15 protein-coding genes and 1 pseudogene are annotated in these 13,810 nt (G+C 71.8%); 10 read left to right on the top strand and 6 right to left on the bottom strand.

Annotated elements, in window-relative coordinates; translation table 11 throughout:
* The first annotated feature begins 45 nt into the window (after positions 1 to 45).
* Positions 46 to 327 (top strand): type II toxin-antitoxin system Phd/YefM family antitoxin, encoded by a 282-nt coding sequence (locus AQI88_RS32690; protein ID WP_067006107.1) that lies wholly within the window; start codon positions 46 to 48, stop codon positions 325 to 327.
* Positions 324 to 578 (top strand): Txe/YoeB family addiction module toxin, encoded by a 255-nt coding sequence (locus tag AQI88_RS32685; RefSeq protein WP_067006105.1) that lies wholly within the window; start codon positions 324 to 326, stop codon positions 576 to 578. The genes AQI88_RS32690 and AQI88_RS32685 overlap by 4 nt, the downstream gene beginning before the upstream one ends.
* Positions 579 to 711: 133 nt before the next feature.
* Here AQI88_RS32685 and AQI88_RS32680 read toward each other — a convergent pair whose 3' ends face one another.
* A complete protein-coding gene (locus AQI88_RS32680; protein WP_067006103.1) occupies positions 712 to 1,020 on the bottom strand; it encodes a type II toxin-antitoxin system RelE family toxin in 309 nt (102 codons plus the stop codon).
* Positions 1,013 to 1,282: a type II toxin-antitoxin system Phd/YefM family antitoxin gene (locus AQI88_RS32675; protein WP_067006101.1), complete on the bottom strand. Its 270-nt coding sequence runs from the start codon at positions 1,280 to 1,282 to the stop codon at positions 1,013 to 1,015. The genes AQI88_RS32680 and AQI88_RS32675 overlap by 8 nt, the downstream gene beginning before the upstream one ends.
* Before the next feature lie 323 nt (positions 1,283 to 1,605).
* Here AQI88_RS32675 and AQI88_RS48005 point away from each other — a divergent pair.
* Positions 1,606 to 1,820 (top strand): annotated as a pseudogene (locus AQI88_RS48005) (hypothetical protein); the annotation flags it as partial.
* A 170-nt stretch (positions 1,821 to 1,990) separates the two neighbouring features.
* Here the strand turns inward: AQI88_RS48005 and AQI88_RS32670 are convergent.
* Both AQI88_RS32670 and AQI88_RS48000 read right to left on the bottom strand, forming a co-directional pair.
* Complete coding sequence (locus tag AQI88_RS32670; protein WP_067006099.1) at positions 1,991 to 2,572, bottom strand: Uma2 family endonuclease; 582 nt, start codon at positions 2,570 to 2,572, stop codon at positions 1,991 to 1,993.
* Between the two features lie 61 nt (positions 2,573 to 2,633).
* The gene (locus AQI88_RS48000; protein ID WP_067006097.1) at positions 2,634 to 3,620 is read right to left on the bottom strand and encodes an SMP-30/gluconolactonase/LRE family protein; all 987 of its coding nucleotides are present in this window, start codon (positions 3,618 to 3,620) and stop codon (positions 2,634 to 2,636) included.
* A gap of 100 nt (positions 3,621 to 3,720) precedes the next feature.
* Between AQI88_RS48000 and AQI88_RS32660 the strand changes: the two genes are divergently transcribed.
* A complete protein-coding gene (locus tag AQI88_RS32660) occupies positions 3,721 to 4,158 on the top strand; it encodes a MarR family winged helix-turn-helix transcriptional regulator (protein ID WP_067006123.1) in 438 nt (145 codons plus the stop codon).
* On the opposite strand, the gene AQI88_RS32655 is transcribed toward AQI88_RS32660, so the two are convergent.
* On the bottom strand, positions 4,150 to 5,373 hold the full coding sequence (locus tag AQI88_RS32655) for a serpin family protein (protein WP_067006095.1): 1,224 nt from the start codon (positions 5,371 to 5,373) through the stop codon (positions 4,150 to 4,152). The two genes, AQI88_RS32660 and AQI88_RS32655, sit on opposite strands and share 9 nt — an antisense overlap.
* Before the next feature lie 110 nt (positions 5,374 to 5,483).
* On the opposite strand from AQI88_RS32655, the gene AQI88_RS32650 reads away from it, so the two are divergent.
* The 6 genes from AQI88_RS32650 (at position 5,484) to AQI88_RS32625 (ending at position 12,114) form a co-directional block, all read left to right on the top strand.
* Positions 5,484 to 6,722: a DUF4190 domain-containing protein gene (locus tag AQI88_RS32650; RefSeq protein WP_067006093.1), complete on the top strand. Its 1,239-nt coding sequence runs from the start codon at positions 5,484 to 5,486 to the stop codon at positions 6,720 to 6,722.
* 146 nt (positions 6,723 to 6,868) lie between these two features.
* A complete protein-coding gene (locus tag AQI88_RS32645) occupies positions 6,869 to 7,621 on the top strand; it encodes a GntR family transcriptional regulator (RefSeq protein WP_067006091.1) in 753 nt (250 codons plus the stop codon).
* A 372-nt stretch (positions 7,622 to 7,993) separates the two neighbouring features.
* A complete protein-coding gene (locus AQI88_RS32640; protein WP_067006089.1) occupies positions 7,994 to 8,185 on the top strand; it encodes an SPOR domain-containing protein in 192 nt (63 codons plus the stop codon).
* A 63-nt stretch (positions 8,186 to 8,248) separates the two neighbouring features.
* Complete coding sequence (locus AQI88_RS32635) at positions 8,249 to 8,659, top strand: (deoxy)nucleoside triphosphate pyrophosphohydrolase (protein WP_067006087.1); 411 nt, start codon at positions 8,249 to 8,251, stop codon at positions 8,657 to 8,659.
* Positions 8,660 to 8,814: 155 nt separating this feature from the next.
* Complete coding sequence (locus tag AQI88_RS32630; RefSeq protein WP_208615966.1) at positions 8,815 to 9,222, top strand: ATP-binding protein; 408 nt, start codon at positions 8,815 to 8,817, stop codon at positions 9,220 to 9,222.
* 249 nt (positions 9,223 to 9,471) lie between these two features.
* A complete protein-coding gene (locus AQI88_RS32625) occupies positions 9,472 to 12,114 on the top strand; it encodes a SpoIIE family protein phosphatase (protein WP_067006083.1) in 2,643 nt (880 codons plus the stop codon).
* Positions 12,115 to 12,195: 81 nt separating this feature from the next.
* On the opposite strand, the gene AQI88_RS32620 is transcribed toward AQI88_RS32625, so the two are convergent.
* Positions 12,196 to 13,758 carry a hypothetical protein gene (locus AQI88_RS32620; protein WP_067006081.1) on the bottom strand — a complete coding sequence of 521 codons (1,563 nt, stop codon included), beginning with the start codon at positions 13,756 to 13,758 and terminating at the stop codon, positions 12,196 to 12,198.
* Positions 13,759 to 13,810: the final 52 nt, after the last annotated feature.

Genomic DNA, 13,810 nt, shown 5'->3' with positions numbered 1-13,810 from the left:
TTAGTGGTACGTTATTAGGTACCACTAGGTGGAAGGTGTCAGGTCGTGTCGATAACTGCGAGTGAAGCCCGCAAGGCGCTCTTCCCACTGATCAAGAAGGTCAACGAGAACCACGAGGCCATCGAGATCGTCTCGAAGCACGGCAACGCCGTGCTTGTCTCGGCCGAGGACTACGCGGCGCTGCGTGAGGGCTCGTACCTGCTGCGCTCTCCGGCGAACGCTCGCCGGCTGCTCAAGGCGTACGAGAACGCGCTGGCAAACATCAACGTGTCGGAGCGCGAGCTGATCGATCCGGACTCGGCGGACCCGGGTGTGGGTGTCGCGTGAGGCTTGTCTTCGAGGATCAGGGCTGGGAGGACTACACATCCTGGCTCAAGAACGACCGCAAGATGCTCGCCCGGATCAACAAGCTCATCGAGGACGTCGGGCGTGACCCGTTCTCGGGGATCGGCAAGCCCGAACCTTTGAAGTACCACCTGCCTGGCGCGTGGTCGCGGCGGATAGACGACGAGCACCGCCTCGTCTACCTGGTGACGGACAAGGAGATCATCATCCTCGCGGCTCGGTACCGCTACTGACTGCCCGTGCTGGGACGGTGCTGGGAAAGGCCCCTCCGAAACGACGTTTCCGCAGGTCGCAGCTCTGCGCTCGACGTTCCGCTTCAACGTCTGATGGGACGTGGAAAAACGGCCTGACCTGCGAGAAAGCGGGTCAGGCCGTTGTGCTGTCCGCCGTGGTCCGCAGAACCTGGAGCGGCTGCGTGTCGTAGACCGTGGAGCGGTGTCCGACGTGTACGACCCACACCACCAGCTCCCCGTTGTCGATCGTGTAGACGACACGGTAGTCGCCGACCCGTAGGCGGCGGCGCTCCGGCTGGGATACGAGTCCGGTGGTGTTGAAGCCGAAGGGGTCGCTCTCCAGCTCTGTCAGTTTGGCCAGGATGCGAAGCGCCATGTCACGCGGGATCTTGCGCAGCTCGGCCTGGGCCTCGGGCCGGAATACCGTGCGGTAGTCACTCACTGCGTGCCAGCGTCTCCCTCATCACGTCCTCGATCGGGACGCCGGCGGCCGTGCTCGCCATGCGCTCGTCGATGATGCGGTTGATCTCGCGCTCTTCCCACTCCTGGTACTTGCGCAGCACCTCGATCGAGACCACGGCGGCGACCTGCTTGCCGCGACGGGTGATGACAGTGGGCACGTCGTCGCGGTCGGCCCGTTCGACGACCTCGGCCAAGTGGGCGCGTACGTCGCGGATGGACTCTATGGGCAGCGGCTGAGTCATGCCTCAAGGGTACCGAGTGTGCCATGTGTACACAACGCCTTCGGGCCCCGGTCGGTGCCGGGGGGTCGGCGGTGGCAGTACGCGGGGACATAGCGAGAGAGGCCGGGGCGGGATGGGGCGCAGCGAGCGGGAGGCGGTTGCCGAGGGAGGGTGGCTGTACGAGGCGGCGCAGGCGGTGGCCGGTGACCACGAGCGGGCTGTCGTGGCGGCTCGGGCGGCGCTGGAGCCGATCTGCGATACGGCCGGCGGAACCGGTGCTGGACGCCATCCCAGTGGCCCGGTTGAAGGAGGTCACCGAGGGTCGGACGTTCGGTCCGGGTGTCCGGCTGCTCACCACCCGCAGGGTGGACGAGCGGATGGTGGAGATGCTCAAGAACAAGACCCGACTGTTCGACGCGTACGCACGCCGCAGTGCGTGTCGCCGAGGTCGACGTCAGACGCGGTCGACGTTTCGGACACGGCGATGGCCCGCCAGATCGTCGAGGAGGAGCGGGCGCGGCTGGGAGCGGTCCGCAAAGAGTCCGCAGGACACCCGTAAGCGACCGTCGGTACCCAACGCGCGCCAACGGGGAAATGCCTGGTCAGGGCGTTGCGTGCGGCTCCGCCGCAGGTCAGGGCTGGGGCTCAGGCATTCCGCTTCAACGTGTGACCGCCCAGGTCGAAAGGGGTCGGGCCCTGCTGAGCCCGACCCCTTCCGTGTTCCTGTGCTCACCTGCTCCGCGGCGGGATCAGCTTGTCCAGGTCGAGGCTGATCTCGAAGGGCACCGGGCGCTGCAAGGTGCCCCGGAAGATGCCGGCGGGTGCGTAGGTGCCCGTCGGTTCGTCGAGTTCGTAGACGTGCACGACAGGAGCGCGGTCCTCTTCCTCGATGCACCAGTAGTGCGGGATCTTGGCCTCGGCGTACTTGCGCAGCTTCACCGTGCGGTCCCGGTGCGCGGACTCAGGTGAGACGACCTCGATGACGAGCCGGACCTCCTCGGGCGCGTACCACGTGCGGTCCGGGTCGTAGGGGGCGGTCGTCACGAGCAGATTCGGCTCTGGGCGGTTGCGCTCGTCGAGGCGGATCGTCATCTCCCGTTCGATCTCGAAGCCGGGAGGTGCGGTGGCCATGAGCGTTGTGGTGAGGGATGTGACGAGGCGGCCATGCCAGGCCCGCTGGGGCGACATCATGAAGACAAGAGCTCCGTCGATCAGCTCGGTGTGGCGAGGTGCCTCGGGGAGGCGGTCCAGGTCCTCCGCGAACCAGCCTTCCGCGCGCGGCGGGCGCATCCAGTCGGGCAGTGCGGCCATGGCTCAACCGTAGCGACTCGGCGAGGCCCGGGCTGCGAGATCGTCGACGGTGCGACCCGCGTCAGAGCCCCGTCACCCGCGCCACCGTGAACGGCGTCTCCGGTGTGCCCGGGCCCATGGGGCCGCCCTTGTCGAACTGGGAGCGGACGACCAGGAGGCCCTGGGGGGTGTGGGCCAGGGTGGTCGGGATCTGGAGTGCGGGGTCGGTCAGGCGGCTGTGGAGGCGGGCCGTGGTGCCGGTCGGGGACAGGTGCCAGCGGGTGAGGGTGTTGCTGGCGTTGTGCGCGGCCCACAGGGTGCGGTGGCGCAGTTCCAGGCCGTCGCCGTGGGTCAAGTCGCCGCCGTACAGGGTGACTTGGCGTATGGAGCCGGTGGCGGTGTGTACGCGGTAGAGGCCGCCGCCCGTCATGTCGACGACGAACAGCAGGGCTCCGGTGGGGTCCGCGGCGATGCCGTTGAGGGCGTATGCGCCGGACGAGGACGGGGGCAGGGCGCCGGTCAGGTCGTAGTGCGCGGTGAGCGGTGCGCGGCCGCCGCGGGCGCGGGTCACCTCGTCCGGGGTGACGCGGTAGACCACCGGCCGCACGCTGTCGGTGGCGTAGGCCGTGCCGTCTGCGGTGATCACGAGGTCGTTCACGAAGCGCGGGTCGCCTGCCGGGACCTCGAAGCGGGCGACGAGAGAGCGGTCGCGCAGGTCGTAGACGTCGATCCCGGCGGTCGAGTCGATGACCCACAGGCGGCCCGCCCGGTCGACCTTCAGCCCGTTCGCCGTCGTACGGCCGTCCGTGCCCGTCGGGAGGAAGACCTCCGCCGTGCGGCTTCCGGCGGCGGCGCGGTAGACGGCGCCGGTCGTGTACGAGCCGACGTACGCGTCCCCCGTCCCTGCGTCGAGGGCGATGCCTTCCGGGTAGGCGCGGTCGCCGGGGAGGGTGAAGGCCGTGGCGATGCGGGGGCCGGTGGCCGCGCTTGCCAGGGGGGCGGTGGCGGCGACGGCCAGGGCGGCGGCCGTGCCGGTCAGGAAGGTACGGCGGTGGATCGAACGGGACACGGCAGTGCCTCTCGGTTCGGCTGCTCATTGCATGACAGGTGCGAATCTAGATTAGAACTCTAATCACTGCCAAGGCATTAATGTGGGCCGGGTGACCTCCATGCCCGCCTCCGAGCGCCTCGGCTCCCACCTCAAGCGGGCCGAGCAGGCCCTCAACGCGACCAAGACCGCGGTCCTGAAGCCGGCGGGCCTGACGGTCGCGCAGTACGGCGCCCTGCTCCACCTCGCCGACAACCCCGGCATCTCGGCGGCTGCCCTGGCCCGGCTGTGCGGGGTCACCCCGCCCACGATGAACACGGTCCTGAAGAACCTCCAGGACCGCGACCTCATCGCCCGCACCGCGCACGAGTGGCACAGGAACGTCCTGGAGACCCGCCTCACGGACGAGGGCCACGCCGTCCTCGCCGACGCCGACGCCCGTGCCGTACGCGTCGAGCGCGCTCTGGCCGACGAGTTCACCGCCGAGGAGCGCGACACCCTGACCGGGCTGCTCGCCCGCTGTGTCACCGTGCTGGAGGAACAGCGCCTCTCACCATGACGGCATGGCGGGATACGGCGCCGGGTCCGTCACCCAGCCCGCCACCAGCACCAGCCGGGACTCGCGGTCGACCGCGAGGAAGCCGAAGGGGCGGTCGAAGGCCACGCGGACGACCGTGGTCTCGTAGCGGTACTGCGGGACGGCGCCGGCCGCCACCGGCATGACCGCCGTCACCGCCGCCGCCCGGAAGCCGAGCGCGCCGAACCGGGCGAGGGCGGACTGGCGGGCCGCGCCGACGGCGAGCGGGAAGGCGCTGACGCCGGGGAAGTGGGCCTGGCGGACGTCCTGGGCCGTGGTGAGCCCGAAGAGGCCGGGCAGCGCCAGCAGGTCGTGGTCGGCCCGCACCTCGTACGCCACCGTCCGCACGTCCAGCGCGATCGGCTCCGGCGCGGTGGCGGGCTGCTGTTCCACATGCAGGCCGGGGCCGACGTGCCCGAACGGAAGCCCGCCGCCCCCGGTGACCGCGAGCGCGCGCTCCACGACCCCGACCCCGGCGCCGAGCACCTGACCGGGCGTCATCCGCTCCTCGCCCAGCACCAGATGGACATCGATCCCGTTGTCGCCGGGCACCGTCAGTGCGGTGACGAAGCCGTCCGGCGTACTCGTCACGCCGACCCGGTCCGGCCGTACGCTCCTGCGGTGCAGTCCGAGCAGCGAACGGCCCTGCCAGGGCCCGGCCTCGGGGCGCAGCATCGTCTCGGTGAACGGCTGCCGCCAGTCCGTGCGCAGGGCGAGGGCGCCGGCCAGCACCATCCGCGCGTCCCGCGTCAGCGTCACCGGCATGCGCTCCACGAGTCCGCCGGTCCGCTCGGCCGCCCAGGCGTCCAGCCGCTCCTGCGCGGTGACGAGGTCGTCGCCGAACACCCCGTGCGTCCGGGCCGGCAGTCCGGCCCGCCATTCCTCCTGCAGTTGCAGCGTGTGATGCGTCCACAGGCCGAGCGCCGCGTCCAGGCCCGAGACCGACTCCAGCGCGGACAGCAACTCCCGTGCGGCGGTGGCCGCCTGATCCGCGGGCACGCCGAGCGCCTCGGCCAGCTCCGCCCGCGCGGCACCCGTCGCGCCGTCGGCCAGGAAGGCCAGCAGGGGCCAGACCCCGGCCGCCGAGAAGGCCGTGCCGTCCGGGGCCGTCTGCGCCGCCCATCGCGCGGTGAGCCCGTTCACCACCCGTACGGTGGCGCTGTCCACCCCGCTTCCCGCCCGGTGTTGCACCCTCATTCCGCCCCCACTCGTGCCCCGCTTACCATGCGGCCAGTCGTACGTCAGTCCAGCAGCCGCGCCCTCGCCCGTCCTGCGCTGCAGCCGCCCTACCCAGGAGCACGGTACCGGTGTCCATACCTCCGCCCCCCGGCCCCCACCAGCCAGAAGGGCCGTATCAGCCACCCCAGCAGGGGCCGTACGGACCGCCGTCGTACCCCCAGGGCCCGCAGAACCCCTACGGGCCGTACCAGCCATGGGCGCAGGGCTACAGCCCCTACAACCGGCCGGCGCCCGTCAACGGACTCGCCGTCACCTCCCTCGTGCTGGGCGTGCTGTGCTGCATACCCGGAGCCGGGCTGGTGCTCGGGCTGATCGCGCTGGGGCAGATCCGGCGGCGGGGCGAGCGCGGCAAAGGGCTGGCGGTCGGCGGGTCGGTGCTGTCCGGGATCGGGCTCGCGCTGTGGGCGCTGGTACTCGCCACGGGCGGCGGGTCCGACTTCTGGGACGGGTTCAAGGACGGCGCGCGCGACGGCGCGAGCATCTCGCTGGCCAAGGGGGAGTGCTTCAACGCGCCCGCCGGTGACCTGAGCGGCGAGACCTACGACGTCGACACGGTGCCGTGCACCGGCGAGCACGACGGCGAGGTGTTCGCCTCGTTCCGGCTGACGGGCGGGGGCTACCCCGGCGACGACTCGGTGACCGGCACCGCCGACAAGCGCTGCTACGGCCTCCAGGACAGCTACGCGATGGACGCCTGGGCCGTCCCCGACGACGTCGACGTCTACTACCTCACGCCCACCGAGGACAGCTGGTCGGCCGGCGACCGGGAGGTCACCTGCGTGTTCGGCAGCGCGGCCGAGGGCGGGAACCTGACCGGTTCGCTGCGCAACGACCAGACCGTCCTCGACGCCGACCAGGTCGCCTATCTGAAGGCCGCGCACGTCCTCAACGCGGCCCTGGAGTCCGCCCCCGACGCGAAGTACGTCGAGGACGACCTGCCGGGGCACAAGGCCTGGGCGGGCCGGGTGTCGGCCGCGCTGGCCGAGCAGGCCCGGATGCTGCGCGGGCACCGGTGGCCCGCCGGTGCGCGCGAGCCGGTGGCCATCCTGGCGGCAGACCTGGACGTGGCGCGAAAGGACTGGGTGAAGGCCGCGAAAGCGAAGGACGCGGACGTCTTCTACCAGTACTACGGCGTCGGCCTCGACTGGCTCGACCCCAAGGAGGGGGTCAACGCGCGGAAGGCCCTGGGACTGGAGACCACCCCGCCCTCCCGTGACAGCGGTGGCAGCGGTGACAGGGGTGGCAGCGGTAACGGCGGTGGCGACGGCGGCAGCGGCGATGGCGGCGGTGATCGCCTGGAGGTGTGATCGCGGCCATACCGGGAGAAAGTGCCTGGGTAAAGCCCTCCACCGCCACTTGTCATCACATCGAGTGATTCTCTGGCCTTTACTTGCATGGCACAACCCACGGTTGCCACGCTGTTGCTGTCTGTACAACCTGATGGGAGTGGCCAGTGACTTTCGGTGAGCAGCCGGCGTACCTGCGCGTCGCGGGTGATCTCCGCAAGAAGATCGTCGACGGTTCACTGCCTCCCCACACCCGGCTCCCCTCCCAGGCCCGCATCCGCGAGGAGTACGGCGTCTCGGACACGGTCGCGCTGGAGGCCCGCAAGGTGCTGATGGCCGAGGGGCTGGTCGAGGGCCGCTCCGGCTCGGGGACGTATGTGCGCGAGCGGCCGGTGCCCAAACGGGTGGCCCGCTCAGGGTTCCGTCCGGCCGCGGGTGCCACGCCCTTCCGGCAGGAGCAGGCCGACGCCTCGGTGCGCGGCAGCTGGGAGTCCAGCAGCGAGCAGGCCGAGGCCGGGATCGCCATCGCCGAGCGGCTCGCCGTGAAGCCCGGCGACCGGGTCATGCGCACCAAGTACCTGTTCCGGGAGGCCGGGGAGCCGATGATGCTCTCCACCTCCTGGGAACCCCTCGCCGTCACCGGCCGCACCCCCGTGATGCTGCCCGAGGAGGGACCGCTCGGCGGCATGGGGGTCGTCGAGCGCATGCGGGCCATCGACGTCATCGTGGACAACGTCACCGAGGAGGTCGGCGCCCGCCCCGGCCTGGCCGAGGAGCTGCACGTCCTGGGCGGCGTCCCCGGCCATGTGGTCGTGGTCGTCCAGCGCACCTACTTCGCCTCGGGCCGCCCCGTGGAGACCGCGGACGTCGTGATCCCGGCCGATCGCTACCGGGTCTCGTACCACCTGCCCGTGAAGTAGCGCACACCCCGGCACGCCCCTCGGGTGTGTGCCCCCGTCGTACACCCCATGTCCCGGCCCTGGCGATCCGCCGCAATCCGGCCGTTTTCCCAGGTGGCCAAGGGTCCGTCCGGTATGCCCCCGACGCACGACACCGGCGGGGCGGGCGGCGCGTTCGGCATCGTGCGCCCCCTGTGTTCTGGCTGGTTGCGTACCTCTTTGTGAAAAGGCGTATTCGCTGCGTGAAGGTAGGGCGTACGCTCGGGCATATGCGGATTGCGGTTTCCTTAGGCGGGGCAGGGCGGGGGCCTGGGACGGGACAGGGGTTTCCCTGCGCGAACGCTGCCGAGAGTGGGGGAGGGCGGGGCAGTGCGAGAAGGAACGGTGGGGGCGATGAGTGAGGGCACGGTCTCCCTGCCCTGGATCGTCATACGGCAGGACGACAACGGCAATCGCTACCGTGTGGGGCGGTACGCGACCCGGGCCGAGGCCCAGAAGATCGCCGACAGTTTCGATGACCGCGGCCACAAGCAGCTCTACTGGGTCGAGCGCATAGGCCAGAACGGGGACGGCGCCCAGAACTGACCGGCAAACGGGGACGGCGGCGCCCGGAACTGACCCTCTGTGTGCTCCCGTAGGCTCCGCTCCATGACCGAACGGATCGTGGTGGTGGGAGCCGCCCTGCTCGACGCCGGCCGACTGCTCGCCGCTCGTCGCAGTGCGCCTCCCGAACTGGCCGGGCGCTGGGAGCTGCCCGGCGGCAAGGTCGAGACCGGAGAGCGGCCCGAGGACGCCCTGGTGCGTGAACTGCGCGAGGAACTCGGCATCGACGCCGAGCCGGTCGAGCGCGTGCCGGGGGAGTGGCCGCTGAGATCCCCGTACGTCCTGCACGTGTGGACCGCCCGCCTGCGCCCCGGTTCCGCCGCTCCCCGGCCCCTCCAGGACCACGACGACCTGCGCTGGCTCACCCCCGACCGGCTCTGGGAGGTGCCCTGGCTCGACCAGGACGTCCCGGCGGTCCGCGAACTCGCCGCACGCCTGGGCGCCGGGGCGCGCTGAGCAGGCCCAGCGGGCGCGCAGCCGGAGCGCACCCGGCCTTCCATACGCCGTTCGTGCCACTGTGCGCCCTCGCGCACGGTAATGCTTCCCTGATACCGGGTATGTCCCCATTAACCCCATGAAACCGGACATGCTTAGGCTCGCTGGCCTGGGAAGTGATCGGCGTGATCGACACCGAAGGCGACTGCTCCGAGTGGACCTTTCCCGCGGAACCGGGTGCCGTGCGCACCGCTCGTGCCGCGGTCCGGGAGCAGTTGCAGGGCTGGGACCTCGACTCTCTCGCCGATCTCGCGGCCTTGCTGGTCAGCGAGTTGGTGACCAACTCCCTGCGGCACGCCACCGGCCCCATCGGCGTACGGCTGGTACGCCCGGCAGGGCTCGACGACGTGCTGCTGGTCGAGGTGTCCGACCCGCTGCCGGACCCGCCGCGCGAGCGCGTCGCGCACCCCGAGGACGAGAGCGGCCGTGGTCTGCAGCTGGTCGCCGGCTCCTCGCGCCGCTGGGGCACCCGGCCCGGGGACAGCGGAAAGACCGTCTGGTTCGAACTGGCGGTGCCCGGCTGAGCCCGGTGTACAACTCGCCGGACGGCGTCCATCGTGCGCCCCGGGGCGGTGACGGGGCGAGGGTGCGTGATTCGAGGCCGTGTTCCCTGGTTAGAAGACTGGAAGTGTTGTCGCGGCCCGGTCCGAAAAACGCCTGGACCGAGCTGTGATCGTGAACACCGTGTCGTGCGGCGCCGTAGTGCTGGATACTGCGGGCAGCCGCCCCCGGTGACCGGTGCCGGGCGCGGTGAGCTGGAGGGGACGGTTCGCGTGAGCGAGATACCAGCGAAGGCCACGGAGTCCGAGGACCCGTCGGACGGCGCGAGGGACCAGGCAGTACCGGCCGCAACCGTGCCCGGCGACGCCATGTGGCAGAGCAGCCCACCCGGCTCGATCTACGACTACATCAAGGTCGCCTCCTTCTCCATCAGTCCCGGCGGACTGGTCGAGCAGTGGAGCCTGCGCGCCGAGCAGCTCTTCGGCATCCCCGCCGGACGCGCCGTCGGCATGGACCCCATAGAGGCCTTCATCGACCCCGACCTGCGCGAGCGCGGCCAGCGGAAGATGGCCGAAATTCTCGACGGGCGGGAGTGGACCGGGGTGGTCCCCTTCCGGATGCCGGACCGGCCGGACGGGGCACGCGGCGAGGAGGGGCTCGCCGAGGTCTACGTCATGCCCACCCGGACCGCGGAGGGCGACAAGGCCGCCGTCTGCATCGTCGTGGACGTCCGCACCCTGCGCAGCATCGAGACCGACCTCGCCGCCTCGCAGGCGATTTTCGGTCAATCCCCTTTCGGTTTCCTGCTGATCGACCCCGACCTCAGGGTGCGCCGCGCCAACATGCGGTTCGCCTCCATCTTCGGCGGAACCCCGGACGACCACCGCGGCAAGGGAGTTCACGACTATCTGGCCCGCGGCGAGGCCGAGCGGATTTCGGCCACCCTGCGCCGGGTCCTGCAGAGCGGCGACTCCATCACCGACATGCATGTCACGGGCTTCGTCCCCGGCTCCGAGGAACGGCGGCACTGGTCCGTCAACCTCTACCGCGTGCACAGCGGCACCGGCCGCCCGATCGGCATCGCCTGGCTCGGCACCGACATCACCGCCCGCCGCGCCGCCGCCCGCGAAGCGGCGGCCGCGAGGCGCAATCTCGCCCTGCTCAACGAGGCCGGCGCCCGCATAGGGAACTCCCTCGACCTGGAGACCACCGCCCGCGAACTCCTGGACGTCGTCGTCCCCGGCTTCTGCGACCTCGCCACCGTCGACCTCTACCAGGGCCTCCTCGCCGGCGACGAGACCCCGCCCGGCCTCGCCGACGGCAGCGCGGAACTGCGCCGCGTCGCCTTCGCCAGCGCCGTGTCCGACGCGCCCTTCAGCGGCTCCGGCGACCCCGTCGCGGTCGGCGCGGTCCACCACTTCCCGTTCAACTCGCCGTGCGCGGACGCCCTGCGCACCGCCCGCCCGCAGCACCTCCCCGCCGAGGACGGCGGGCTCGTACAGTCCACGCTGGCCGTGCCGATGGTCGCCCACGACACCGTCGTAGGCCTCGCGCAGTTCGCCCGCACCAAGGGCAGCGAGCCGTTCGGCGACCGCGACCGGGACCTCGCGGTCGAGCTGGCCGCACGCGCCGCCGTCTGCATCGACAACGCCCGCCTGTACCGGCGCGAGCACGAGCGCGCGCTCATCCTGCAGCGCTCCCTGCTCCCGCCCGGCGACCCCGAGGCCTCCGGCCTGGACATCGCCTGCCGCTACCTGCCCGGCAACGCGGCCACCGAGGTCGGCGGCGACTGGTTCGACGTCATCGAACTCCCCGGCCACCGCACGGCGTTGGTGGTGGGGGACGTCATGGGCCGCGGCCTGCGGGCCGCGGTGGCGATGGGCGAACTCCGTACGGCCGTACGCACACTGGCGTTGCTGGACCTCGAACCGGCCGAAGTTCTCTCCGCGTTGGACGAGATCGCCCGTGGCCTCGGCACCCCCGGTGGCGTCCAGCAGGCCACCCGCGCGGCCCGTCAACCGCGCGACGCCGACCTCTCCGAGGTCTACCTCGCGACCTGTGTGTACGCGGTCTACGACTCCGTGACCAGACGCTGTACGTTCGCCAACGCCGGCCACCTGCCCCCGGTGCTGGTGGAACCCGGCGAGGCGGCCCTGATGCTCGACGTGCCGCCGGGGATGCCGCTGGGCGTGGGCGGCGAGCCCTTCGAGGAGGTGGAGGTCGAGCTCCCGGAAGGTGCGCTGCTGGCGCTGTACACGGACGGCCTGGTCGAGTCCCGTGACCACCCGCTGGACGAAGGCCTGCAAGCCTTCGTGGGTGCGCTGACGGATCCCGCCCGCCCGTCGCCCGACCACCACCCCTCAACGACGGCGCTACGCGCCGACACCCATCGAAACCTGGAGGACGTCTGCGACCACGTCCTCAACACCCTCGACACCCACCACGGCGAGGACGACATCGCCCTGCTGATGGCCCGTGTCCAGGGGCTGCCCGCGGAGTCCGTCGGGGACTGGACGCTGCCGCGCGAGCCGCGCAGTGTGGGGCGGGCGCGGGAGTATGCCCGGGCGCAGTTGCTCAGCTGGGACCTTGAGCCGTTGGTCGACACGACGGAGCTGCTGGTCAGCGAGCTGGTGACCAACGCGCTGCGGTACGGGGAGGGGGAGATCAGGCTACGGCTGTTGCTGGACCGGACGTTGGTCTGCGAGGTGTGGGACTCCGGTCTTGTGCAGCCTCGGCGGCGGCGGGCCCGGGACACGGACGAGGGGGGCCGGGGGCTTCAGCTGGTCGGGCTGCTCAGTGCGGCGTGGGGTTCGCGGCGGACGCCTCGCGGCAAGACGGTGTGGTTCGAACTGCCGTTGCCCGGCGGCGAGAACGGTCTGACCGACCCGGCGGAGGCTCTGCTCAGCCTCTTCTGACCCCCTGGGGGCTCCGCCCCCAGACCCCCGTTTCCCACCCACCCGACTCGGTGGGCTGCTCAAGTGCCGTTATCCGCACCGCTACGGAAGATGTCGGCGGCCCCGGGTCTGAGGGCCGCCGTAGCTTGTCGGGGGGCCGGCGTCCGGGTCCTCGGTCAGGAGGATTCCGCCGAGGACGGCGCCGGTGAGGCCGAGCGGGTGGCCGTCGGGGTACGGGTTTCCGTGGGCCCGTACATCCCGTTCGGCCAGGTCCCGGGCCTCTGTGGCCAGGGTGTCCGCGTCGGTGCAGCGACCCGTACCGGCGCCGAGTGCTCGTTGTGCCGCCGCCAGTCGCGCTCGTGCCTGAGCGCCCACCGCTCCCCGGTGCACCGCGACGAAGTCCTCCGCCCCGGCGACCGCGCTGTGGGCCACGAGCCGCGCGGCGGCCTCCACCACCCCGGGCCGCCCCGCCTCCAGCCTCTCCACGGCCCGGGCGATGCGCCGCAGCGCGTCCAGCGGGTCGTAGGGCCCGCCGGTCAGCTCCGTGCGTACGGCGGCCAGTACCCCGTCGGCGTGCGCGAGCCGGGCGTGCAGCTCGCCGGTGGCCAGGGAGGTCCGCCCGCCCGCCTTCCGTGCCTCGGCGATCTCCGCCTCGCCGCCGGTCAGCGCGGCCGGCACCAGCCCGGCCGCCTCCTGCAGCTGTGCCGCGAGCCGCTCGACCTCGCCGATCAGGACACCGGCCTGGGCGACACCGCCTTCGGCCGCGCGCAGATGCCGGGCCGCCCGTTGCCCCTCACCCGCATCGGCGGACTGACGGGACTCGTTGAGCTTCGACGTGGCGAACACCAGCCGGTCCTTGGCCTGTTCGACGTACCCGGTGACGGGGGCCCCGGCCGAGGGCGCGTACCGCTGATGGAGCTCAGCCGCCGTGGCCTGCGCAGCCGCCGTCCGCGCGGCCAGCCCCCGGAACCGCCCCTCGGCGACCTCCAGCGCCGCATCCACCCCCTGCTCCAGCCCCCGCAGCCGGTCCAGCGCCGCCGCCTCGGCGTCCAGCCGCCGTCCCGCCTCCGCACACCGTCCGACCACCCCCACCAGCGCCTGCCGCCGGGCGGTCTCGTCCCCCGGCACCCCCTCCTCGTACCGCCGCCAGATCGCGAACGCGGCCGAAAGCTCGGTCTCGGCGGCCCGCAGGGCATGCACGAACGGCTCGACCGCCTCGTTCCCGAACAGCTCCTCGACGAAGGAGAGTTCCTCCTTGCTGCCGCGCACACAGTCGTCGGCCAGCACCAGCGCGGCTCGGGCCTGCCGCTCGGACTCCAGCGACGTGGGCACGGGCGGCGCCGCCGACACCACGCCCGGTGTCGTCCGGGTCCGGGCCCGCCGGGTGCGCCGCAGGTACCCGTATCCGGCCAGCGCCCCGGCCGCGCCGAGCGCGACGAGGGGCATGAAGAGGTCGGTCACGGACGACCCGTCGTGCTCTGCCGCGGCGGCACTCGCGACCGGCCCGGTCGCGCCGACGGGAACCGGATCCCGTTCACCGACCGTCATCACCGGCAACATCAGCCACCCGGCCCCCACGAAGGCACCCACCACGGCACGCGCCACCCGCACCCGTATGTGGGCCGTGGCATGCCGGGGCCGGCCCCGAATCAGGGAGGACGTCACATTTTGGAGCGTATGGGCAGGTAGGCGCCTCCGCGAGCGGGATGGATACGGG

Origin of the sequence: Streptomyces cellostaticus (assembly GCF_001513965.1) — a bacterium.
GTDB classification, from domain to species: Bacteria; Actinomycetota; Actinomycetes; order Streptomycetales; family Streptomycetaceae; genus Streptomyces; species Streptomyces cellostaticus.
This window is presented reverse-complemented; position numbering and strand designations above follow the sequence as displayed.